This is a genomic window from Cryobacterium roopkundense, assembly GCF_014200405.1.
GTDB lineage: Bacteria > Actinomycetota > Actinomycetes > Actinomycetales > Microbacteriaceae > Cryobacterium > Cryobacterium roopkundense.
Window position 1 is genome coordinate 2308494 of record NZ_JACHBQ010000001.1, and the last position, 22591, is coordinate 2331084.

Consider the following 22591-nt stretch of genomic DNA (forward strand, 5'->3'; position numbering starts at 1 on the left):
ACTGTCTTTCGTAGCACCGTCAGGGGTGCTGCGCAGCTGTGAACCCGAAAGTCTCTCCCGCGCCACAACTTCCGGAGGAGTAGGGCACCACCACGACCGGGGCTTCGACGATGGAGCCCGTATTGACGATCGCAACATGGATCCCATTCCGGGCTCCTAGGGATACTCCCTTTCGCTGTGAAAATTCTATCAGGACCCCGCTCATTCGGTCAGCCGCGGGAACGCGATTACACTCGTCACAACGTCAGGAATGTCGCTACCGCGCGCGTTCGACGGTTCAACGATGAACGAAAGGCCACAAGCCCGTGCTCGCACTCTTTAAACCATCCGGCGCGCCGGGGCTCGAACTTGCCGAACGGCCCGAACCCAACACAGGCGAGGCCGACGTCAAAATCCGCGTGCTACGCACTGGCATCTGCGGGACGGACCTGCACATTGAAGCCTGGGATGCCTGGGCCGCTGGCACGATCACACCTCCCATCATTCCCGGACACGAGTTCTACGGCGAGGTGGTCGAGATCGGTGCGCGCGTGCGCGACGTGCAGGTGGGTGCCATGGTCTCGGGCGAGGGGCATATCGTGTGCGGTACGTGCCGAAACTGCCGCGCGGGGCGGCGTCAGATGTGTATCCGTACCCTCAGCGTCGGCGTTAACCGCGATGGCGCCTTTGCCGAGTATGTGGTAATTCCCGAGTCGAATGTGTGGGTGCACCACAACGGGATCGACCCGGACCTCGGCGCGATTTTCGACCCGTTCGGCAACGCCGTGCACACGGCATTGAGTTTTCCGCTGGTCGGCGAGGATGTGCTTATCACGGGCGCAGGTCCCATCGGACTCATGGCGGCAGCCGTCGCCCGCCACGTGGGCGCGCGTTTCGTCGTGGTCACCGATGTCTCTGAGCCGCGTCTTGAGCTGGCCCGGCGCATGGGCGCAGACCTCGGCGTGAATGTTTCCCGCACGCGGATCGCCGAAGCACAGGCCATCCTGGGCATGCGCGAGGGCTTCGACGTCGGCTTTGAGATGTCGGGCCACCCGGGCGCCCTGCCCGAAATGGTCACCAATCTGAATCACGGCGGGCGCGTCGCGATGCTTGGGCTGCCGAGCCAATCCATCGATCTGGATTGGGCCCGCGTGGTTACTCACATGATCACGATCAAGGGCATTTATGGCCGCGAGATGTACGAGACCTGGGTGGCGATGAGCACGATGCTCCAGTCAAGCGAGCGCCTACGCGCGGCACTCTCGCTCGTGATTACCGACCGCTTCCCCGCCACACGGTGGGAGGAGGGCTTCGCCGCAGCCCGCGCCGGAAGCGGCGGGAAGGTCGTTCTCGACTGGAGCGGCATATGACGCCCTCCCCCACAGACCCCGCACCATCCCACTACTTGCAAGGAGTCTTATGTACGGCACGATGAAGGCCCAGCTGCAGCAGTCCCTCGATGAGATTCGCGAGGCCGGCCTCTTCAAGAACGAGCGTCAGCTGGGTTCCGCGCAGTCGGCGCACATTATGACGGGCGGCGTGGACGTGTTGAACTTCTGCGCGAACAACTACCTCGGCCTGGCCAATCACCCCGACATCATCTCCTCCGCGCAGAACGCCATGGACGACTGGGGCTTCGGTCTCGCGAGCGTGAGGTTCATCTGCGGCACCCAGGAGCTGCACGTCGAGCTCGAACAGCGGATGTCCGCGTTCCTCGGAACCGAAGACACCATTCTCTTCTCCTCCTGCTTCGATGCCAACGGCGGCATCTTCGAGACTCTGTTCGGGGCCGAAGACGCCATCATCAGCGACGAACTCAACCATGCGTCCATCATCGACGGCATCCGACTCTGCAAGGCGGCCCGCTACCGATACAAGAACCGCGACATGGTTGACCTCGAGGCGCAGCTCGTGGCGGCCCAAGGTGCACGGCAACGCATCATCGTGACCGACGGCGTCTTCTCGATGGACGGCTACCTCGCGCCCCTCGCCGCCATCTGCGACCTCGCCGATCGATACGGCGCTCTGGTGATGGTGGACGATTCCCATGCTGTGGGTTTCATCGGCGAGAACGGGCGGGGCACGCCGGAACTCGCCGGGGTGGAACGGCGCGTGGACGTCACCACGGGAACATTCGGCAAGGCCCTCGGCGGGGCCTCCGGCGGGTACGTCAGTGGGCATACCGAAATCGTGGCCCTCCTGCGCCAGCGTGCGCGGCCCTATCTGTTCTCCAATACCGTGGCTCCGGCCGTCGTCGCCGGCACGCTCGCGGCCCTCGACCTCGTTTCCGCGGGCGCCGACCGGCGGGCGCGTCTCCAGCAGAACGCTGCACTGTTTCGCGAGCGGATGACGGAGGAAGGCTTCGATCTCCTCGACGGGGAACACCCCATCGTTCCCGTGATGTTCGGTGACGCCTCTCTCGCCGCGGGTGTGGCCGAGCGCATGCTGGCGGAAGGCGTCTACGTGACCGCGTTCAGCTTTCCAGTCGTCCCCCGTGGCCAGGCTCGTATTCGGGTGCAGCTGTCGGCCGCCCATTCCAGTGACGATGTGGAGACCTGCGTGCGTGCGTTCGTCGCCGCCGTGAGCTAGGTACAGCTAGGCGCCCAGGAAACAGAAAACCCCCGACTCGTCGGGGGTTTTCTGTTGTGTAACGGGTGGTGCTGAAACAGAGTGACCCCAGCGGGATTCGAACCCGCGTTACCGCCGTGAGAGGGCGATGTCCTAGGCCGCTAAACGATGGGGCCGTTTTTGCAACTTTATGAGTATGCCATACGAAAGACGGCACAACCAAACCGAGACTGCCCCCAGACGAAAATAGCGCGCTCCATGTTGCGTCCCAGCCGGAATGGGTATTAGCTCGGGGCATGAAACTGACCAAGCTCGAGCATGCCGCACTCATCCTCGAGCTGTCGGGACAGAAGCTCTTTGTCGATCCCGGATCGTTCACAACCGCCCTCACGGATACGGCCGGAACCGCGGCCATAGTGATCACCCACGAGCACGCCGACCACTGGACACCGGAGCAACTGCGCCGAGTTCTCGAGCTGAACGCCGATGTGCCCATCTTCGCCCCGGCGGGCGTCGCCGCAGCGGCCGCCGCCGTGTGCGACGCGAAGATCACGATCGTGCGCGACGGGGACTCCATCGACGTCGGGCCGTTCGCGCTGCGCTTCTTCGGTCGGCATCACGCGGTGATCCATGAGTCACTTGCGATCGTCGATAATGTCGGTGTTCTGATCAACGAGGAACTGTACTACGGCGGTGATTCGTTTACGATCCCGCAGGGCGTCACGGTATCCACCCTCGCTGTTCCTGCTGGTGCACCCTGGTTGAAGATCAGCGAAGTCATCGACTTCGTACTCGCCGTGAAGCCACTCCGAAGCTTTCCGACGCACGAGATGGTGCTCTCCCGCGCCGGCAAAGACCTGTCCAACGCGCGCATCAAGGCTGCCACCGAGCAGGGAGGCGGCGATTTTTTCCCACTTGAGCCCGGTGATTCCCTGGACCTCTAGCGAGAATTGGCCACGATCCCCAGCTAATTTGCAGCTACTGCAAATTAGAGTGCAGTTACTGCAAATTGTCGCTGCCTGCGACGGCAGATGACGACGAATGGGGCACAATGCCAGCCGACTGGGTAATCGACGCACGCGACCTGGAGAAATCCTACGGGTCGGGTTCGAGCCGCTTTGACGCGTTGAAAGGAGTCTCGCTGCAGGTCGCCACGGGCGAGACAGTCGCAATCGTCGGGAAAAGCGGATCGGGCAAGTCGACCCTGATGCACCTGCTCGCCCTGCTCGACGCACCAGACAAAGGCACTCTGCAGGTAGCGGGGAAAGACGCCCAGGCCCTGTCGAAGCGCGCCGTGAACGAGCTGCGCAACAAGGAGTTCGGCTTCGTGTTTCAGCAGTTCTTCCTCACGCCCAACGTCAGCGTTCTTGACAACGTGATCCTGCCGCTCAAGATCGCCGGCATCGGCACCAAGGCGCGTCGCCTGCGTGGCCTCGAAGTGCTCCAGCAACTGGAACTCGAGGACAAGGCCGGCAAGAAGGCGACGACGCTCTCCGGCGGGCAGAAGCAGCGTGTCGTGATCGGCCGCGCCCTCGTCAACAACCCCCGCGTTATTTTCGCCGACGAGCCCACCGGAAACCTGGACTCGACCACCGGCCGCACCGTCGAAGATATCCTGTTCGACCTCAATCGCAAGCAGGGCATCACCCTCGTGATCGTCACTCACGACGAGGATCTCGCGGCGCGCTGCGACAGGCAGGTCTACATTCGTGACGGCCTCATCGTGAAGGAAACTCGCTCCGACGCATCCGCTGAAACACCCGGCGCCAAGCACTCCCTGTCGCCGATCGCCGCAGAATTGAACCCCGCCGGAGGCGTGGCATGAGAGCCAAAGACCTGGTCGCTTCAGCGATCTCCAATACGTTCCGCAGCAAGTTGCGCACCACGCTCACGGTGCTGGCCATCTTCGTCGGCGCCTTCACCCTCACCCTGACCAACGCGGTCGGCGCCGGAGTGTCCCAGTACGTCGACGCGCAGGTGGGCTCGCTCGGCGCACCTGACGTCTTCATCGTGACGCCGAATGCGGATGTCGCTGCTGCGGGCGATGGACCCACGGAGTATGACCCGAGCACGTCGGGCGCCGCCGCCGGCGGATTCGGCGGCCCGGGGGCCACGAGCGCGCTCTCGGATGCCAACCTCACGACCATCGGCGACACGGCGGGAATCGAATCGGTTGATCCCATTCGATCCGTTGCACCGGACTACGTGGCCTACGACGACGGCACCAAATTCGAGTTCACGATCAATCCGGCTTCTGCCGTGGCGACGGCGGAGCTGAGCGGCGGCGACCAGTTGGACCAGGCCGCATCCCAGATGCAGATCGTGCTGCCCGACACCTACGTGGACTCGTTGGGGTTCGACTCGACGAACGACGCGGTCGGCTCGACCGTGCAGATCGGGATCACTGACGTTCTCGGGGCGGCACACACCATCGACGCGACAGTGGTCGGGTTGTCCGTCGAGAGCCTGCTCGCCTCCGGCGCCGGCGCCAACGAGGCCCTGATCGCCGAGCTCGCCTCGGTACAGTCCGCAGGCATCGACACCGGGGCCAACCGATACGGTGCCGCCATCGCGAAGTTCGACATCTCGCTGCCCGCCGAGGACGTGCTTGCCTTGCAGGCCACCCTGAGCGATGCGGGATTCACGGCGAGCACCGTGGCGGACCAGCTCGGCGCCGTGCAGACTGTCATCAACGGCATTGTCGGTGTGCTCAACGCCTTCGCGGTGATCGCCCTAATTGCGGCCGCATTCGGCATTATCAATACCTTGCTGATGAGCGTGCAGGAACGCACCAGGGAGATCGGCCTGATGAAGGCCATGGGCATGAGCGGCGGGAAGGTTTACGCGCTGTTCAGCCTCGAGGCCATCGTGATCGGTTTCTTGGGAAGTGCGCTCGGGGCCGGAGTGGCAATCGGCCTCGGCTCGATCCTTAGCAGCGTGCTCTCCAACGGATTCCTATCCGGACTGCCCGGACTGAATATCCTGCTTTTTGAACCGGCTTCGGTCGCCTTCGTCATCGCCCTGGTGATGCTCATCGCGTTCCTCTCTGGCACGCTGCCCGCCCAACGAGCCGCCAAGCAGAACCCGATCGAATCGCTGCGGTACGAATAATGCCCGGCCAGAACGCGACAGAGCAACTGAGCGGCCGCGAGCTCAAGCATCAGGAAACGTCGCTCCGCATCGAGCGCAGCGCCGTCGGACTGGTGCTGAAGCACGGTTTCGACGGAGTGACCGTTGACATGATCTGCGAGGAGAGCGGCATCTCCCAGCGCACGTTCTTCAACTACTACAAGACGAAGGATGCCGCAGTGATCGGGGACGAACCGCCGAAGATCGATGAGGCCCAGGCCCGGGCATTCATCGCGACGGACGGCCCGGACCTGCTCGCCGAGGTGCTGGAGCTCGTCGTGTCGAGCTCCCTCGCCGGCAGCCCGGACGAGAAACTTCTCACCGATCGCCTGCGGCTGTTCGAGCAGAACCCTCAGTTGCTGCTCAAGCAGATGGATCGGATGAATCGGATCACGACCGAGCTCTCCGAACTTATCTACCTGAGGATCAAACGGGAGGCCGGACCGGCGACGTCGGAGACAGACCTCCGCGACAAGGCTGACCTGCTCACACACTCGATGCTCGGAGTCATGCGTTACATGGCGACCAGGTGGATCTCGACCGACGGGGCCAACAGCGCCGATACGCTGGAGCACACCTCACGCCTCCTTCGCGTCACCCTGCGCACGTTGTGACCCGGACCGCGTGTTCCTGCCTGCCTCAGCTCGCGGCGACGAGCTGGGGCAGGCGCCGGTCCCAGGCGGCGATCCACTCCACAAGCGCCGAGGCGGGCATGGGCCGGGCAATGAAGTAGCCCTGGGCCAGGTCGCACTTAGTGCGACGCACGAGGTCCCAATCCTCGAGATCCTCGACTCCCTCGGCCACAACCTCCATCCCGAGCTCGCGGCCGAGGTTGAGGCTCGCGCTGTACATGGCCAGGGCTGTATTGTCGCGCGAGGCGCCGTGCACGAAGCTCTGGTCGATCTTGAGTTCGTCGAACGGAATCTGCCGCAGCTGGGTGAGCGAGGAGTTGCCCGTTCCAAAATCGTCGATCGACAATCGGAATCGCTTGAGGCGCAACCGCGTCAGGATCTCAAGCGGAGCACGCTGGTCGAGCAGCAGTCGGCTCTCGGTGACTTCCAGCACCACGTCTTGCGGCGCGACTCCCGCGCTCAGAACCGCGTCGGAGACAACATCAGCGAAGGTCACCGACGAGAAGCTGTCCATTGAGAGGTTGACGGCTACCTTGAGGCGGAGCCCCTTCTCCTGCCATGCATGGGCCTGGCGCATGGCGGAGCTCAAAACCACGCGAGTGAGGTCGTTGATCAGGCCGTTCTCTTCGGCGAGGGCGATGAACCGGTCGGGGAACACCAGCCCGTCAACGGGGTGCTGCCAGCGCACCAGAGTCTCTACACCGGACACCGCTCCGGTTTGCACGTTGACCTTGGGCTGATAGTAGTTCACCAGTTCGCCGTTGGCGATGGCGCTGCGCAGTTCGGCCGGGCCGTACGGTTCGATCTCGGCGTTCGGAGCGACGGCGGGTTTCCAACGCCCCGTCATCTCTTCCAAGTCCACGATGGACACGGGTTTGTTCAGGTGCCCCAGCACTGAGATGTGGTGCGCGCGCACGAGGTAGACGGCCGTTTGGAGCACTCGTTCGTCTTCACCGCTGACCAGAATGACGCTGCCGGTGTAATCGTGGTCAACGAGTTTGCGCACAAGCTCGATGCCGTCCATCCCCGGCATATTGAGGTCGAGAAGGATGAGCTCGGGCGGGCGCGGACCGTCGACCAGCTCGAGTGCGGCCGCGCCGCTTTCCCGTGCGACAACGTCGGTGAAACCAAGCCCGGCCAGCATGTGCGTGAGCAGTTTGTGTATGAACGGTTCGTCGTCGACCACCAGAATCCGAATCGCAGAATTACTCATTCGCACCGAGTTTCTCTGACGGGCCGACAGCGGTCTGTGCGGCGTGGGGACTGAACTCAGTATGCGCTGGCGTCGACGATTGGCGCAATTCATCGATGGCCGTGTTCACCGCATCGATCTCAGCCTCAAATTTCGGCAAAAGCCCCATCAGCGTCTCCATGTCGTTGGCCCGGCCTCCCACTTCGAGGAGGGAGCACAGGGTGCCGAGGCGGATGGCTCCCACCGCTCGCGCGGACGACTTGAGCTTGTGCGCCTGCGCGCCGGCCGAAACTGCCTCGCGCATGAGGCATGCCGTGACGAGTTCGTGGGCAATCGCGACGGTGCTGGATTGAAACATCTCCAGAAAATCAAGCAGAACCGCCGGATCATTGCCCACGAGTCCTTCCAAAACGCTGATCACCACCGCCGGGCCGTCGGTTCCGGCGGCATCTGTGGACTCCAGCAGCCCCTCGTCAGCGGACGGTGCCGACAGCGGTGCCGCTGACCCCGTTTGCCGCAGGTCGGCCAGGAGTGCGTCGATCGCCGCATACAATTCCTGATACCGCAGGGGTTTGGTAATGTAACCGTCGCACCCGGCAAGTCGTGACTTTTCCTGATCGGACTTCATCGCCATCGCCGTCAAAGCGATAACCGGAATTGCGGAAGTAGCCGGATTGGCTTTGAGAATTGACGTAGCCGTGAGCCCGTCCATGCCCGGCAGCTGGATGTCCATCAGGATGAGGTCGGGGTGTTCCGACACCGCAAGAGCGAGGCCGACTTCGGCGTCCACAGCCGCCATCACGGAGTGCCCAGCCCGACTCAGTAGGAGCGTTGCGAGCTTCAGGTTGGCAGGGTTGTCTTCAACGATCAGGATTCGTGCCATGTGCCGAGCCTTTCGCTGTTAGTGGAGGGCGCTTTTGACTTCTGCCATGAACGTCGCGCGACTGAACCCAGCCTTATCGATGACTCGAATATCTTGATCGTGAGCGCCCGTGAGGGCCACCCTTTCCTCGTCCGAGAGCTGGCGCGCCGTGATCACCAGAATCGGGATGGACGACGTTGCCGAATTCCGACGAAGCGTTCTCACGACGTCCAGGCCGCCGAGGTCCGGCATCATCAGGTCGAGCAGAATCAGGTCGGGCCGCACGCGTTGCGCCAGAGTGATTCCCTCGCCGCCGCCGTACGCGCGCACCACGGCATACTCCGAGGCGGGCAGATATGTTGTAATCAACTCGACGGCACGTGGATCATCGTCAACGATCAGTACGGTGCGAGTCAGCTTTTCTTCGGGCTGCAGCCCGAGAATACTCAGGGTGTTCTTGAGCTCAGACCGGCTCAAGGGCTTTTCCAGAACGGCAGCGACTCCGCGCGTCAGGGCGAGCCGGCTGTCCGCGAGGCCGGCAATAATCACGACGGGAACACTAGCGGCGGACTTGTCGTCACGCAAACGTTTGAGGCACGTCCACCCATCCATGCCCGGCAATCCGATGTCCAGGGTGATCATGCTGAGCGATTGCTGGGGCGCGAGCAGCACCGCCTCCTCGCCGCTTGACGCAACGATCACCCTGAAACCCTCCGCCTCGAGCAGGAGCCGCACCAGATCGGCGGATTGTTCGTCGTCTTCGACAACAAGCGCTGTGGGACGCACGCTGCCCACCGGGTAACTGGCCGGCCCCGAGGTGGGCGTGGGCACAATGACCTTGGGCGCAGGCGGAGTTCCGAGCCGCGTACCCGACTCGTGCAGGGGCACCCACACGGCAAAGCGCGCGCCCTCACCCTCCGCGCTCGACACCGCCACGGTGCCGCCATACAGCTCGGCAAGTTGCTTCACCATGGCCAGGCCGAGACCAGTGCCCTCGAACTTGCGGGCCAGTCCGCTGTCGATCTGGCTGAAGGCCTGAAAGAGCTTGCCCATGTTCACCTCCGAGATACCGATGCCGGTGTCCTCGACGGAGATTTCCAGAAAGTGGTTGAAGTCGCTTTTGGCGAGGGGGAAGCTGTGCACCGGCCAACCGCCCGAGAGAGTTCCCACGACCGTCCGGGACACCCGCCGTGCCCGCAGGGTAACCCGCGCGCCGGGCGAACTGAACTTTACGGCGTTCGAGAGCAGGTTGTACACGATCTGCTTGGTCTTGCGCGGGTCCAGGTTGGGAACCCCGAGCTCATCTCCCGCCTCGATCTCGAGCTGGATCCGATGAGCGGCGGCCTTTTCGCGCACGATCGACAGGCTGTTCATGAGCAGGCTCTTGAGGTCCACCGGCTCGAGTTCGAGGTGCATCATGCCGGCCTCGACCTTGGAGAGGTCAAGGATGTCGTTGATGAGCGAAAGCAGGTGCTGCCCGCTCGTGAAGATGTCGCCGATGTACTCATTCTGGGTGTCCGTCATCTCCCCCATCAGGCCGTCTTTGAGCGCCTCCGAGAAGCCGATTATGGCGTTCAAGGGGGTGCGCAGCTCATGGGACATGGTGGCGAGAAACTCGGATTTCATGCGGCTCGCATGTTCGAGCTCCACGTTCTGCCCCTGAAGGGCTCGCTCGAAGCGACGGCGCTCGGTGATATCGCGCGCTGCGGCAATGATGCCCTGCAGCTTGCGGTCCCGATCATGGAACGTTGCCGCATTGTAGGAGACCACGGTCTCCTCGCCGTTGAGAGCGCGAACCGTGAGCTCGTAGTCGCTGACCTTGTTCTCGGCGAGCACACGTCTGATGGCGGCATCCGCTCGCACGGGGTCGGTGAAGAAGTTGCGGCAGGGAGCCCCGATCAGCTCGTCTCTGGTACGCCCGGTCAGCGACACCATCTGCTGGTTCACGTCCGAGATGATGCCCTGCGGGTCGAGGGCCATCAGCGCGTCGACGTTGGATTCGATCAGCGAACGGGTGTAGAACTGCTGATCGCGCAGTCGCTGGTCGAGCAGGGCCTGGGTCGCTTCCACCTGTTTGCGCGCCGTGTTGTCGGTGCCGATGAGCAGATACCCGATGATTTTTCCCTCGGGATCGCGCAGGGCCGTCACCGAGACGATGGCGGGAAACCTGCTGCCGTCCTGACGCACGTAGGTGAGTTCGTAGATGTCTTCAATGCCACGGGAGGCCTTGAACACCAAGGCCTCAAAGCCCGGTGTGATGGGGGTGTCCAACTCCAGGCTGAGCTCCGACGCCCGCATGATGAGTTCCTGGGGGTCCGAGATATCCGCAGGCGTGATGCGGTTGACCACGTCGAGGGCGGAGTAGCCCAGCATGCGCTCGGCGCCCACGTTGAAGATCTGGATCACCCCGCGTGCATCCGTCGCGATGCTCGAAAAGTTCGCACTGTTGAAAATGGCGCTCTGCAGCGCACCGGCCTGCAAAAGTTCTTCCTCAGCGAGTTTTCTCGCGGTGTTGTCTGTGCCGATCAGCAGGTACCCGATGATCGTGTCAGCCGCGTCGCGGAGGGCCGTCACCGACACCATCGCGGGAAAGCGCGTGCCGTCTTTGCGCACGTAGGTCAATTCGTAGATGTCTTCAATACCCCGCGAGGCCTTGAATACCAGGGCCTCGAAACCCTTGGTGATCGGCGTGTCAAGCTCGGTGCTGAGCTCCTCGGCGCGCATGATCAGTTCCTGCGGGTCGGAGATGTCTGCCGGTGTGATCTTATTCACGACCTCGTCGGCTGTGTAGCCGAGCATGCGTTCGGCCCCCACGTTGAAGATCTGAATCACGCCATCGGCATCCGTCGCAATGCTCGAAAAATTCGCACTGTTGAAGATGGCGTTCTGCAGGGCCCCCCGCCGCACATCATCGCCGGAATCCGACGTGCCTCGTGTCGGGGAGGTGATCTCTGACTCGGTCCCGGTTGTTGCGGACTTGATATTCATTGCGAGACCTTCCGTGAGCGACAGGACAGACATCTGAGTTCCAAAAGTAAGGAAAGCTCACGTTCTGCAACCCAGGCTCGCAGGGAGGCGAACCGACGGGAAGCACGACTGTTTCCCCTACGTATTTTTATAGCACGAATCGACCCATTTTGACCCCCATTTGAGGGTGCAATCCTGCCTCTGCGGTATTGCTAGCTACTCTGCCAATCGGGCTTGTTCGCCCAGGCGTACCGATAGTACGAACGGTTCTCGAGCCGTGCCGCGGCCTCCTCGTCGATGACCACCGTCACGTGCGGATGCAGGGCGATAACCGAACCGGGCTTGCTCGCCGACAGCGGCCCCTCGACCGCAGCAGCGATGGCCTCCGCTTTACCTGCCCCGAACGCCAGAAGCACGAGGTGTCGGGCCCGCAGGATGGTGCCGAGCCCCTGGGTGATGCAGTGCAGGGGCACGTCCTCGGGCGACGCGAAGAATCGCGCATTGTCGCGGCGGGTTTCCGGCGTTAGGGTCTTCACCCGCGTCTGCGAGGCGAAGGATGATCCCGGTTCGTTGAACCCCAGGTGCCCGGTGCCGCCGATGCCGAGAATCTGAAGGTCCACTCCCCCGGCCGCAACGATCGCACGCTCGTAATCGGCACCGGCGGTCTGCAGAGTGAGCGGGTTCCCGTTGGGCACGTGCACGTGCCCCGCCGTCAGACCGAGAGGCACGACGACGTCACGGGTAATCACGGCTCGGTAGCTTTCGGGATGCCCGGGTGGCAGACCCACATACTCGTCCAGAGAGAATCCGCGCACGCCCGACACGTCGAGCGGATGCGCTTGCAGCGAGCGAGCGAGGCTCTGATAGACGGGCAGTGGTGTCGACCCCGTGGCTAGCCCCAGCACGGCGTCGGCCCGCCGCTCGATGAGCGCTCGGATTGTCTGGGCGACAAGGTCCCCCGCCGCAGACGCGCTGCCGACAATGACTACTTCGGCCACGATACGTTCTCGACGTGATGATTAATCATGATACTAGAGTACCAGATGCAATCATTAGCAATCACATGATGATCGAAAGCGCGCTCGTCGACTCCGCGTTGCACGACGCCGGTGCGTCCGGGCCGTCGCGCCACCCTCCAGGGCTAGCATCGGGGCATGGCCGCACCGAAAACCCGCCCCACGAACCAAGATGTGACCGCGTTCCTCGACGGCGTGGAGCCCCCACGCCGGCGAGTGGAAGGCCACGCGCTCCGAGCCCTAATGGAGCGCGTGACCCAGCAACCCGGGGTCATGTGGGGTCCGACGATGGTCGGATTCGGCTCAACGCTGTACACGAACACCCTGGGCACACACACCTGGTTCGACGTGGGATTCTCACCCCGCAAGCCAGCCATGACGATCTACGGCGTCCACAACGGCTACGAGCCGGTCAATCCGCTGCTCACGCAGCTGGGGCCGCACACCACAGGCAAGTCCTGCCTCTACGTGAATCGGCTCGAAGACATCGACCTCGACGTGCTTGAGCGTCTCATCAGCGACGCGTGGAAGTCCGTGAACGGCTGACGACCCGTGGCCGAATTTCAGAGCACCCCCGACTCCTGAGGCGGGAGTTCCTTCACCGAGTGAGCAGGATGGCACCGCAGAACATGATTGTCGCCAAAAGAGGGAAGAGCCAGTTGGTGAGCATCACGAACACCCGTCGGCCACGGACGCTGGCCGACGGCCGGGTGGGTATGGGTTCTGTAATGTCGTCCAGAGTGCCGCGTCGCAGCGTCTGAATCGTGTTCCACGCTGACAGCAGAACCATGGCGATTCCGCTGCTCAGCAGCCACGGTAGCGGGTCGAGACTGAGCCATGCATCCGCCGCTGTGTCCGGCGTCAGAGCTGACAACAGGAATCCGAAGCCTGCGCCGATGGCGATGAGGAGACCAAGCAGCCAGGGCCGACGGATCGCTGCCAGAAGGTAGAGCGGCAAGAGGGCGACGAGCCCGCCGAGCCCCGCAGCAAGCACCAGTTGTGCGGGAGTAATCAGGAGCGGCTCATCCTGTATCCACGCACCGAGGGCTTGAACGAAAAGCAAGAAGGCGAGCAACCCACACATCGACGTCCACAGCCCCCTGGTCACCCAGTCGCGTCCTGACCCGCGGGGCAAATCGAGCGACGCGGTGTAGGCACGCGCAGGTCCGAAGGTGTCTTCTGCACTCTGACCTGTGTCGATGACGAGTTCGCGGGTACTGGCGACGGCGTCGCCGATCGCGTGCCCGAAGACATCGCGCATGCGAAGCTCCACGACGAGCTCATCGAACCACTTTTTGTCTGACGAGGTGAGATTCATGCGGTGTTCCCCTTACCGGGCCCTCTGGCTCCGAGATAGCTCGTGCTGACATCGGTGAAGCGCGTCCAGTCGGCGCGTAGTCGATCGAGTTCGGCGCGGCCCTGTTCGGTGATGGCGAAGTATTTTCGTCCGGGCCCGGCCTGGCCGGGACGCCACTCGGTGACGACCAGGCCGGCGGTCTCATATCGAGTCAACAGCGGATAGAGGGTGCCGCCCTTCATCGCGCCGAGACCGTGCCGCTCAAGTTCCCGAATGATGGCGTATCCGTAGGAGGGACCCCCTTCAAGCGCCCGCAGCGCCAGAAAACCAAGCGTCGCCCGCAGCCAATCACTCGGCCACTGAGCGCCTGGCCATGCAGGGCCGTCCTGACTGGTTGCGTTCATAACTAGATTGTGTCTCTAAGTAGTTCGTGTGTCAAAAGCCTGCGAACTCTGATCGATTCCATCCCGAACGGCGACAGACCTCTCAGCCCTGTTCATGAACCCAACCTAGGTAGTTCCTCCACGACGGCATCGAAGCTGAGCGCCTTGCGCAGCACGGCCATTTCTGTCGCAAGCTCAGACCATGCCACGCGCATTGCAGGCCCCAGAGGCGGAGCCACGGCACCGGCAAGTCCGGCCAGGACCACCATCGTGACGCCCGGCCACGCCGCGAAGGCACCGATCGCCAGCGCGAAGAGCACCCTGCCGAAAGCCATCGTGAGGAGCAGCAACACCGGTCTGCGCACGTGCCAATCGATGAGTCGCGCCCGAAGAGGCGCCAGAAATGAGGCCGTGACGCCATCCGCAGCGCGTACACGGTCGCTCGGGAGCGGGTGGTTCCAGCTGGGCGATCGATACCGCGTTTCGACCCTTGAGGGCGGTCTGGTCCTGCGTGATTACTACACCGGGAATCATGGACGCAGCTTCCTATACCGCGCCACGCAGGTCCGCCGGAATACCGCCGCCGCGGAGTGTGCACTGGCGAGTTCAGCGATACACGAGGACGGCCTCGTTAGTGGCCTCCGCCGAGGTTGCCCGCGAGGCGGGCGTGCAGCAGGGTACTGGCTTCGTTGAGTCCTTCGATGACCACGTGCTTGCCTTGGCGTTGGTATTTGTTCGTGATGGCGTCGAGAGTGGCGACGGTGGAGGCGTCCCAGATGTGCGAGCCGGACATCTCGATGACGATTCGTTCTGGGTCGTCGGCATATTCGAATTGGGTCATCATGTCGTTGCTGGAGGCGAAGAAGAGCGCGCCGGTGACCGTGTAGTACGCCGTCGGTGTTTCCCCAGCGATGTCGGTGACGCTGCGTTCCACCTTGGCGAGATGGGCCACGCGGCGGGCGAAGGCGACCATGGCGATGATCACGCCGACGACAACGCCAATAGCGAGGTTGTGGGTGATGACGATCACGATGACGGTGGCGACCATGACCGTGGTCTCGCTCTTGGGCATCCGCTTCAACGTCGACAGGCGGATGCTGTGCCAGTCAAAGGTGAGGACGGCAACGATGATCATGACCGACACGAGCGCGGCCATGGGAACGATGGCGAGCACGTCGCCGAGGCCGAGGACGAGGACGAGCAGAAAGATGCCGGCCAGGAACGTGGAGATGCGGGTGCGGGCTCCGGAGGCTTTGACATTGATCATGGTCTGGCCGATCATGGCACAACCGCCCATCCCGCCGAAGAAGCCGCTCATGATGTTCGCGACGCCCTGGCCCCAGGCCTCGCGGGTCTTGTTGGAGTGGGTGTCGGTGACCTCGTCGACAATCTTCGCGGCCATGAGGGATTCCAGGATGCCGACCAAAGCCATCCCGAGGGCGAAGGGCGCGATGATCGTGAATGTCTCCCACGTCTGGGGCACGCTCGGCAACAAGAGTTCGGGCAGGGACTTCGGAAGCTCACCCTGGTCGCCGATCGTCGGCACGTTGATGGCCATCAGAACGGTCACGACCGTGATGACCACGATCGCCACCAGCGGCGCGGGGACAACCTTGGTGATGCGCGGCATGAAGATCATGATGAGCAGGCCGCCGGCGACGAGCGGGTAGACCAGGAACGGAACGCCGAGCAGCTGCGGCAGCTGAGACGTGAAGATCAAGATCGCGAGCGCGTTCACGAAGCCGACCATCACACTGCGCGGAATAAACCGCATCAGCTTGGCAACGCCGATCACGCTGAGGATGATTTGGAATGCTCCGGCGAGGATGACCGTGGCAATGAAGTACTCCATCCCGTAGTCCCGGGCAACGGGTGCGATGACCAGGGCCACGGCGCCGGTGGCGGCCGTGATCATGGCCGGGCGCCCGCCGACGAAGGCGATCGTGACGGCCATGACGAAGGAGGAGAACAACCCCACGCGTGGGTCGACGCCGGCGATGATCGAGAACGCGATGGCTTCAGGGATGAGGGCTAACGCGACGACGAGACCGGCGAGGACCTCGCGGGTGAGGATGCGCGGTGTTCTCAGAGCGGTCAGCACGGACGGTTCGGCTTTGTAACGATTGACCTTGGGTAGGGGGGATTTTTCGGCAATAGCCATAGGTAACTCCGGTAACGGGCCCTCTCACGGGAGGGCCAAAGGACGATGTCTGTGGGCGCTTCGATGCGCGGATCCAGCCCTGTCGTGTTCGACAATGGGGGTGGGGTGTTGGCGTGCAGGTTTCTGTCGGCCAGAACTGCAACACTACCCTAACGTTAGAGTTAAGTTGAAAGAGGTATTGCCATGGACGCAGAAGCCCCCGCCGTCACGATGCACATTGGCGAGCTCGCCGAGAAGACCGGCCTCTCGCTGCGCACCATCCGTCACTACGACGAGGTCGGACTCCTCAAGCCCACTGGCCGCACCGATGGCGGCTTCCGTCTCTACACGCACCAGGACTTCAGCCGGCTGATGCTGATTCGACGCATGAAGCCCCTGGGCTTCCCCCTCGAGGAGATGACAGATTTACTGCGCGTGATCGACGCGCTCAGTAGCAGTGACAGCACATCGGCGGTCGACTCTGATGTTCGCCGGGAACTCGACACCTTCATCACGGAGGCCGACAAGCGCCGAGCGAAGCTGCAGGAGCAGCTGGCCATGGCCGACGAGTTTCTGTCACTGTTGCGCGAACAATAAGTCCCGACCGGGATCACGCTCAAGCAGCGTTTCCGGTCGGCGGCGAAAGGAATCCTCAACCGGTACCGTCACAAACGACGCGCCGCCAGCTGAACCGGACTCCTTTCCGCTGCCTCTCAAGCTGGTGGGGCGCTTCGCGCCATCGTGGGAGAGGGATCTACGCTGCACTTCCCTGGTCGACCGGGCAGACGTGCGCGGCAACGGACCCTACCGCGCGTCCGTCACAGTCAGTTCATTGCTGTCAGCGACAATGCGCCCGTCCCCGTGAGTTCGCCCGCATTGACGGGCCTGCCGGATACTGCGAGCAGCAAAGAAGTTGCGGCACCGCGCACTTCTTTGCCGTCACCTTCATCGAAGACCGTATCGGTGGCGATAAGGCGCAGCCCCACAAGGCGTTCCTTACCCCCACCGAGTTTGACGCTGGTCTTCGCTTGATACCCAAGCGCAGTTGCCACTTCGGCGACCGGGTACTGATAGTCAATTCCGAGAGGACGCCGGATGTCTTCTCCATGCACGAATATCTCAACCCACCGAGTGGCTAAAGGTGCGGGGGCGCTTGTTGTGCGGCTGCGAACCTCCTGGAAGGTGGCCAGGGTCTGAGCGGGATCGGTGGACCGCTCCCGAGCAATCCCCATGGCGTTGATTCGATCAAAATTGAAGCCGGCGGCAATCATCCTGCCGATAAAACCCAGGCGAGTGCACTTGGCATCATCGACGAGGTGCGCCAATACGGCATGAACATCCCACCCGGGGCACAAGGACGGTGTTGTCCACTCATCCGGATTCGATGCCTCCAGATCTCGAATCAATGCGTCACGTTCCTTGTGCACTATCGTCCAGATCTCATTCACAGAGCCCCCTCGGCTAGTTCTATGAGTCACGAGTCATTCAGTTAACACTATCGGGTCGGCCGAGATCGGACCCCGACAGGAGCGGTTGTCGATGCTGCAGCCGTGAGCAGAGCGACGACGCCTTGCTCATGCGGCACTTCGGCCTGCGCCGGATGCCACCCAGCGAGATCCCGGTTGGCGGCGACACGAGTGAGACGCCCCTGCTCCCGTAGGCGATCAATCTTGGCCCGACCGCGGTCCCAACGGTCGATCAGGACTGAGCTTCCGGGAGCTCAAGGAACATCAGCGGCCGTTTGGCCAAAGCACGTAGGAATGGATCCGTGCCGGCGGCATCCCACGCCGCGGAACTCACTAGGGGTTGAGGTCCCGGCCCAGCAGCCCACCGGCAACGCGAACGACTTCGTACAGCTGGCCGCGAGGCGGATTGCCAACGATCAGCCGATGTCGGCATCGGAGTACTTGGTACGGAGCGTTTTGATCAGGTCGGGAAACTCCGGCACGTCCGGGGCAGGTATCTGTCCGTGAAACATGGCTTCCATGACGTGCGCATCGATTCTGCCGCCGAGCAACGCGGAGACGGTGTAGCCGCCGAAGGAGAACCCGGCCGCACCGATCCTGGAGAGGTCAATGTTCTGCTCGGCCACGAGGGGGTCGATGAGGAGCGTGATGTCCCGTGCTCGCTCCCAGGCGAACGCGAACCCTTCGGGGAGGTATTCGTCGTTGTAGCTATTACCCGGGTGATCGACCGACGCAACGAGGAATCCCGCGTCGTTCAGCGGTTTCGCCAACCAGTCCAGGTCTTCTCCGGCTCCGCCAGTGCCGTGCGAAAGTACGACGACCGGTGCCGGGGTTGGCCTCCTCGATGGCCAGATGGGCGTTCTCACGGCTGAGGACGCTGTGGACGGGCATCAGAACGACCGACATTTCGATCAGCGAAGCAGGCGAGCTCGATCACATCTGCCGGTGCCCGACCGCGATTGCCAGCCATCCCGTTTCCCTGCCAGAGCGGCGATCCCAACGTGAACGCCGTTTCGGCTGGGTGTGCAATAATCTGCGTATAAATGCAGATAGGAATAGGTGCGGATTCGAACCCGAGGGTGAATACGTCGAACTGGCCGTCGAGGTTTTCGCGATGCTGGCCGATGCCACCCGCATCCGCATCATTCTCGCCCTCCGCGATGCCGAACTTCCCGTGAATCAGTTGGCCGAAACGGTCAACAAATCCCAGGCTGCCGTGTCACAGCACCTCGCAAAACTGCGCCTCGCCCGCATCGTCACCACACGACGTGACGGTACTCGGGTCTTCTACCGGTTGGCCAACGAGCATGCGCGCCAGCTGGTTTCGGACGCCATCTTCCAGGCCCAGCACGCCCTCGAAGGCGTACCCGCTCACCACCGCTCACCACTCACTCATACAGTGTCAGATCAGGACGGTATCGACCGTGCTTGATGTACTGCGCAACACGGCATACCGAAAACTGTTCAGCGCGCAGGTGGTGGCACTGATCGGAACGGGGATGCTCACCGTTGCGCTGGGTTTGCTGGCGTTCGATCTGGCCGGTGGCGACGCCGGCATCGTCCTGGGCATTGCACTGACAATCAAGATGGTCGCCTATGTCGGGGTCGCTCCGATCATGTCGGCGCTCACCAACCACATTTCCCGCAAGACGCTGCTCGTGTCCTCCGACGTGCTCCGGGCCGCCGTCGCGGTCTCCCTGCCCTTCGTCACCGAGGCCTGGCAGATCTACATCCTCATCTTCGTGCTCCAGGCCGCATCCGCGACGTTCACCCCCGCGTTCCAGGCGCTGATCCCCGAAGTACTGCCCCGAGAAAGCCACTACACCCGGGCCCTGTCGCTGTCGCGCCTCGCCTACGACCTGGAATCCCTGCTGAGCCCCATCCTGGCCGCTGCCCTGCTGACCGTGATCAGTTATCACTCCCTTTTCGTGGGAACCGTTTTCGGTTTCATGGCTTCGGCGGCCCTGGTGCTGTCCACGACGCTACCGGTGATGCGGGCATCCGCTGCCGCACCGTTCTTGGACCGTCTCACTCGTGGGGTGCGGGTCTTCTGGCGAACCCCGCCGCTTCGTGCCCTCCTTGCGATGAACATGGTCGTGGCCGCATCCACCGCGATGATCATCGTGAACACGGTCGTGATCGTGCAGACCGCCTTGGGGCGCAGCCCGGTGGACTACGCCATCGCGTTGGCCTGCTACGGATTCGGTTCCATGCTCGTGGCGCTGGCCCTGCCGGGGATTCTGGAACGCTATTCCGATCGGGCCGTGATGCTGATCGGATGCAGCGTCCTCCCCCTCGGCCTCGTCGCCGTCGCCGTCGCGCTCCTGAGCCCGGATGCCCCTGCGGCCTGGCCCGCCCTGCTCACGGTCTGGTTCGTGCTCGGCGCCGCCACCGCACTCGTTCTCACTCCCTCGGCCCGGATCCTGCGCCGCCATTCCGACGACACGAACCGCCCCGCGGTTTTTGCGGCCCAGTTCTCCCTCTCGCACGCCTGCTTCATCCTGACCTACCCACTCGCGGGCATCCTCGGCGCAACCCTCGGACTGGCTCCGACCGCATTCGTGCTGGCAGCCGTCGCCCTCACCGCCGGAATCATCGCGGCACAGATATGGAAGCGCCCCACTCCCGCCGCCCCCCTAACCGTCCCGAATCCCAGCCCGCAGCCGAGCGATCGGCGACGCGACCCGTCGAACGTAGACTGAGCGGATGCGTGCGCACAATCGGCCCATGGGCACCGCGGCAGCAACCACCTTCACCCGGTCGGATCTCGCACCCGGCATGCTCGCGGCGCTGACGCTCCTGGCGGGATTGGCACTTCTGGCCAGCGACGGCTTCACCATCATTCGCTCGTTTGTCAGCATCCTCGCGCTCATCCTCTGCGTCTTCGTGATCCAAGCGAAGACGTGGTGGTGGCTCATCGCGCTCGCGCCCATCGCAGTCCTGTGGAACCCGGTCGCCGTCATCCCGTGGGAGGGCCAAGGCTGGGCGGTCGTGCGCTGGTATTTCAACCGCAAACATTTCACCCACTAGCCCTTCAATCACTGGCTTTTCACGCCCCGCAACCGCAACGGCCGGAAAAATCGGCCAGTTCTCCTGCGTGCGTTGACACGCCGGCGCAGGTGGCGAGCACCCACCGACTCGGGAGGCATTCGGCGGGCACCCAGCACCATGGCATACCCCTAGAGGTATATTTAGACTACGAGGCACGAAGAAGGGAATCACATCATGATGTGGGGCACTGGAAGTATGGGTTGGTCCTGGGGGTTCGGGCTGCTGGCTCTGGCAGGAATCGCAATTCTTGTGTACGTCGTCATCCGCCTATCTACCAAAAACGCTGGCAGCGACCCCGCGTCGTCCCTGACCCCGTCGCCTGGCCCAACCAGCGCGCGGAAGATTCTCGACGAGCGATTCGCGCGCGGGGAATTGACGGCCGAGCAGTACCGAGAACAGATCCGGGTGCTCGGCGAAGACCGATGATGGTCGACATCAGCCGACGAAACGCTCTCATTCTCGGCGGAGTCGGCATTGGCGGTGTAGCCCTCGGCGGGACAGGCTTCGTCCTGAATCAAAAATCGGCAACCACTCAAACTACGGGAGCTGCGTCTGGGGCTGCCCTTGTCCTGCCCACCGAGCTGCGCAGCTCCAATGGAGTTCTCACGGTGGCCTTGGAATCGTCACCACAGCGAATCCGTCTTGGGGGCCGAGATGTGCATGCGCTCACCTACAACGGAGGCCTTCCCGGTCCCACCCTGCGCGTTCGGGGCGGGGACATTCTCAATGTCAGCCTCCGCAACGGCCTGACCGATGCGACTAACCTCCACGTACACGGCCTCCATGTGTCCCCAGAAGACAACAGCGACAACATGTTTGTCATGATCAACGCCGGCGATTCCTTCGACTACTCCTACGCGATACCCGCAGATCACCCTCCGGGTGTGTATTGGTATCACCCGCACCACCACGGATATGTCGCCGACCAAGTGTTTGGAGGCCTCTATGGCGCCATTATCGTGGAAGACCCCGACGAGATACCCGCCACGCGGGAGCGCCTGCTCGTCATCTCCGACATCACCTTCGATTCCACCGGCACCATTTCAGGGGCCACCGAGATGGAAAAGATGTCGGGTCGAGAAGGCGAGCTCGTGCTCGTCAACGGACAACACACTCCCGAACTGAGCGCTCGTCCCGGCGAACGTGAACGGTGGCGCGTCATCAATGCGTGCACCTCGCGCTACGTGCAGCTTCGCCTCGATGGGCAGCAAGTGACCCTCCTCGGAATCGACTCCGGCCGGTTTGAATCACCGCAGGACGTGGAGGAGGTGATCCTGGCCCCGGGTAACCGTGCCGATCTCCTAGTGACCTCTCGCGCTGGCACCTCCACGCTTCGCACCCTTCCCTACAACCGGGGCACGTCCGGCGCAATGATGGGTGGTAGTGCGTCCAATTCTGCCCAAGTCGATCTGGCGACGTTCACCGTCGCCGGAGCAGACGTCGCAGCATTCGCTGCCGTACCCGATCAACCTGTACCAGCTGACCTCCGGTCGGCGACCGTGTCCGCTCGTCGCGAGTTGGTATTCGCCATGGGGATGGGTGGTGGCATGAGCGGCGGAATGATGTCCGCCACAATCAACGGCCAAGCCTTTGACGCCACCCGCATCGACACCTCCGTGCAATTCGACAGCGTCGAAGAGTGGATGCTTACCAACAGCAGCAGCCTCGACCATCCCCTGCACCTGCATGTTTGGCCGATGCAGATTATCGCGCAAGATGGCCAGCCCGTTGATTCAGTGATCTGGCAGGACGTCGTGAACATACCAGCGCGCAGCACCGTGCGCGTGCGGATCGCCTTCAACGATTTCAGCGGGCGCACGGTCTACCACTGTCACATCCTTGACCACGAGGACGCCGGAATGATGGGCATCGTTCAAGCACTCTGACCATGACTGCCAGGCCTGTTCGG

Annotated in this window: 22 protein-coding genes and 1 tRNA gene; 12 read left to right on the forward strand and 11 right to left on the reverse strand. The window is 62.9% G+C overall.

The window, feature by feature from the left end:
* Nucleotides 1–305: 305 nt before the first annotated feature.
* Both tdh and BJ997_RS10855 read left to right on the forward strand, forming a co-directional pair.
* Nucleotides 306–1349: an L-threonine 3-dehydrogenase gene (tdh, locus tag BJ997_RS10850; protein ID WP_035835148.1), complete on the forward strand. Its 1044-nt coding sequence runs from the start codon at nt 306–308 to the stop codon at nt 1347–1349.
* 49 nt (nt 1350–1398) lie between these two features.
* The gene (locus tag BJ997_RS10855; RefSeq protein ID WP_035835149.1) at nt 1399–2568 is read left to right on the forward strand and encodes a glycine C-acetyltransferase; all 1170 of its coding nucleotides are present in this window, start codon (nt 1399–1401) and stop codon (nt 2566–2568) included.
* An 82-nt stretch (nt 2569–2650) separates the two neighbouring features.
* On the opposite strand, the gene BJ997_RS10860 is transcribed toward BJ997_RS10855, so the two are convergent.
* Nucleotides 2651–2723, reverse strand: a tRNA-Glu gene (locus BJ997_RS10860).
* 120 nt (nt 2724–2843) lie between these two features.
* Here BJ997_RS10860 and BJ997_RS10865 point away from each other — a divergent pair.
* The 4 genes from BJ997_RS10865 to BJ997_RS10880 all read left to right on the forward strand — a co-directional run bounded on the left by BJ997_RS10865 (nt 2844) and on the right by BJ997_RS10880 (nt 6290).
* Entirely contained in the window at nt 2844–3491 is a 648-nt protein-coding gene (locus BJ997_RS10865; protein ID WP_035835150.1) for an MBL fold metallo-hydrolase, read from the forward strand.
* A gap of 107 nt (nt 3492–3598) precedes the next feature.
* A complete protein-coding gene (locus BJ997_RS10870) occupies nt 3599–4372 on the forward strand; it encodes an ABC transporter ATP-binding protein (RefSeq protein WP_084141031.1) in 774 nt (257 codons plus the stop codon).
* Nucleotides 4369–5658 (forward strand): ABC transporter permease, encoded by a 1290-nt coding sequence (locus BJ997_RS10875; RefSeq protein WP_183323447.1) that lies wholly within the window; start codon nt 4369–4371, stop codon nt 5656–5658. The genes BJ997_RS10870 and BJ997_RS10875 overlap by 4 nt, the downstream gene beginning before the upstream one ends.
* Entirely contained in the window at nt 5658–6290 is a 633-nt protein-coding gene (locus BJ997_RS10880; protein ID WP_052541934.1) for a TetR family transcriptional regulator, read from the forward strand. The genes BJ997_RS10875 and BJ997_RS10880 overlap by 1 nt, the downstream gene beginning before the upstream one ends.
* A 25-nt stretch (nt 6291–6315) precedes the next feature.
* Here the strand turns inward: BJ997_RS10880 and BJ997_RS10885 are convergent, their stop codons facing one another.
* From BJ997_RS10885 to BJ997_RS10900, 4 genes are all read right to left on the reverse strand, one after another.
* Nucleotides 6316–7521, reverse strand: coding sequence for an EAL domain-containing response regulator (locus BJ997_RS10885; protein WP_035835151.1), 1206 nt, complete (start codon nt 7519–7521; stop codon nt 6316–6318).
* Nucleotides 7514–8383 (reverse strand): response regulator, encoded by an 870-nt coding sequence (locus BJ997_RS10890; RefSeq protein WP_084141032.1) that lies wholly within the window; start codon nt 8381–8383, stop codon nt 7514–7516. The genes BJ997_RS10885 and BJ997_RS10890 overlap by 8 nt, the downstream gene beginning before the upstream one ends.
* 18 nt (nt 8384–8401) lie before the next feature.
* Nucleotides 8402–11350, reverse strand: a complete 2949-nt coding sequence (locus tag BJ997_RS10895; protein WP_152602062.1) for a PAS domain-containing hybrid sensor histidine kinase/response regulator — start codon at nt 11348–11350, stop codon at nt 8402–8404.
* A gap of 191 nt (nt 11351–11541) precedes the next feature.
* Nucleotides 11542–12327 (reverse strand): glucosamine-6-phosphate deaminase, encoded by a 786-nt coding sequence (locus BJ997_RS10900; protein ID WP_035835152.1) that lies wholly within the window; start codon nt 12325–12327, stop codon nt 11542–11544.
* Between the two features lie 156 nt (nt 12328–12483).
* Here BJ997_RS10900 and BJ997_RS10905 point away from each other — a divergent pair, with 156 nt between their 5' ends.
* Nucleotides 12484–12891, forward strand: a complete 408-nt coding sequence (locus tag BJ997_RS10905; protein WP_035835154.1) for a DUF1801 domain-containing protein — start codon at nt 12484–12486, stop codon at nt 12889–12891.
* A 52-nt stretch (nt 12892–12943) separates the two neighbouring features.
* On the opposite strand, the gene BJ997_RS10910 is transcribed toward BJ997_RS10905, so the two are convergent.
* From BJ997_RS10910 to BJ997_RS10925, 4 genes are all read right to left on the reverse strand, one after another.
* The gene (locus BJ997_RS10910; RefSeq protein WP_035835155.1) at nt 12944–13663 is read right to left on the reverse strand and encodes a hypothetical protein; all 720 of its coding nucleotides are present in this window, start codon (nt 13661–13663) and stop codon (nt 12944–12946) included.
* Entirely contained in the window at nt 13660–14046 is a 387-nt protein-coding gene (locus BJ997_RS10915) for a PadR family transcriptional regulator (protein WP_183323449.1), read from the reverse strand. The genes BJ997_RS10910 and BJ997_RS10915 overlap by 4 nt, the downstream gene beginning before the upstream one ends.
* Before the next feature lie 92 nt (nt 14047–14138).
* On the reverse strand, nt 14139–14390 hold the full coding sequence (locus BJ997_RS10920; RefSeq protein ID WP_183323450.1) for a hypothetical protein: 252 nt from the start codon (nt 14388–14390) through the stop codon (nt 14139–14141).
* A gap of 266 nt (nt 14391–14656) precedes the next feature.
* Nucleotides 14657–16186 carry a SulP family inorganic anion transporter gene (locus BJ997_RS10925; RefSeq protein WP_035839374.1) on the reverse strand — a complete coding sequence of 510 codons (1530 nt, stop codon included), beginning with the start codon at nt 16184–16186 and terminating at the stop codon, nt 14657–14659.
* A 183-nt stretch (nt 16187–16369) separates the two neighbouring features.
* Between BJ997_RS10925 and BJ997_RS10930 the strand changes: the two genes are divergently transcribed.
* On the forward strand, nt 16370–16762 hold the full coding sequence (locus BJ997_RS10930; protein WP_035839371.1) for a MerR family transcriptional regulator: 393 nt from the start codon (nt 16370–16372) through the stop codon (nt 16760–16762).
* Nucleotides 16763–16989: 227 nt separating this feature from the next.
* Here BJ997_RS10930 and BJ997_RS10935 read toward each other — a convergent pair whose 3' ends face one another.
* Together BJ997_RS10935 and BJ997_RS10940 are read right to left on the reverse strand one after the other, a co-directional pair.
* Nucleotides 16990–17613 carry a maleylpyruvate isomerase family mycothiol-dependent enzyme gene (locus tag BJ997_RS10935; protein ID WP_052542624.1) on the reverse strand — a complete coding sequence of 208 codons (624 nt, stop codon included), beginning with the start codon at nt 17611–17613 and terminating at the stop codon, nt 16990–16992.
* 434 nt (nt 17614–18047) lie between these two features.
* Nucleotides 18048–18497 (reverse strand): alpha/beta hydrolase family protein, encoded by a 450-nt coding sequence (locus BJ997_RS10940; RefSeq protein ID WP_084141662.1) that lies wholly within the window; start codon nt 18495–18497, stop codon nt 18048–18050.
* Between the two features lie 173 nt (nt 18498–18670).
* Between BJ997_RS10940 and BJ997_RS21480 the strand changes: the two genes are divergently transcribed.
* From BJ997_RS21480 to BJ997_RS10960, 4 genes are all read left to right on the forward strand, one after another.
* Complete coding sequence (locus tag BJ997_RS21480; protein WP_052542625.1) at nt 18671–19063, forward strand: ArsR/SmtB family transcription factor; 393 nt, start codon at nt 18671–18673, stop codon at nt 19061–19063.
* A complete protein-coding gene (locus BJ997_RS10950) occupies nt 19056–20333 on the forward strand; it encodes an MFS transporter (RefSeq protein WP_052542622.1) in 1278 nt (425 codons plus the stop codon). Before BJ997_RS21480 ends, BJ997_RS10950 begins: the two co-directional genes overlap by 8 nt.
* A 4-nt stretch (nt 20334–20337) precedes the next feature.
* Entirely contained in the window at nt 20338–20661 is a 324-nt protein-coding gene (locus BJ997_RS10955) for a DUF6804 family protein (protein WP_152602333.1), read from the forward strand.
* A gap of 443 nt (nt 20662–21104) precedes the next feature.
* Complete coding sequence (locus tag BJ997_RS10960) at nt 21105–22568, forward strand: multicopper oxidase family protein (RefSeq protein ID WP_338042595.1); 1464 nt, start codon at nt 21105–21107, stop codon at nt 22566–22568.
* The last annotated feature ends 23 nt before the right edge of the window (nt 22569–22591 follow it).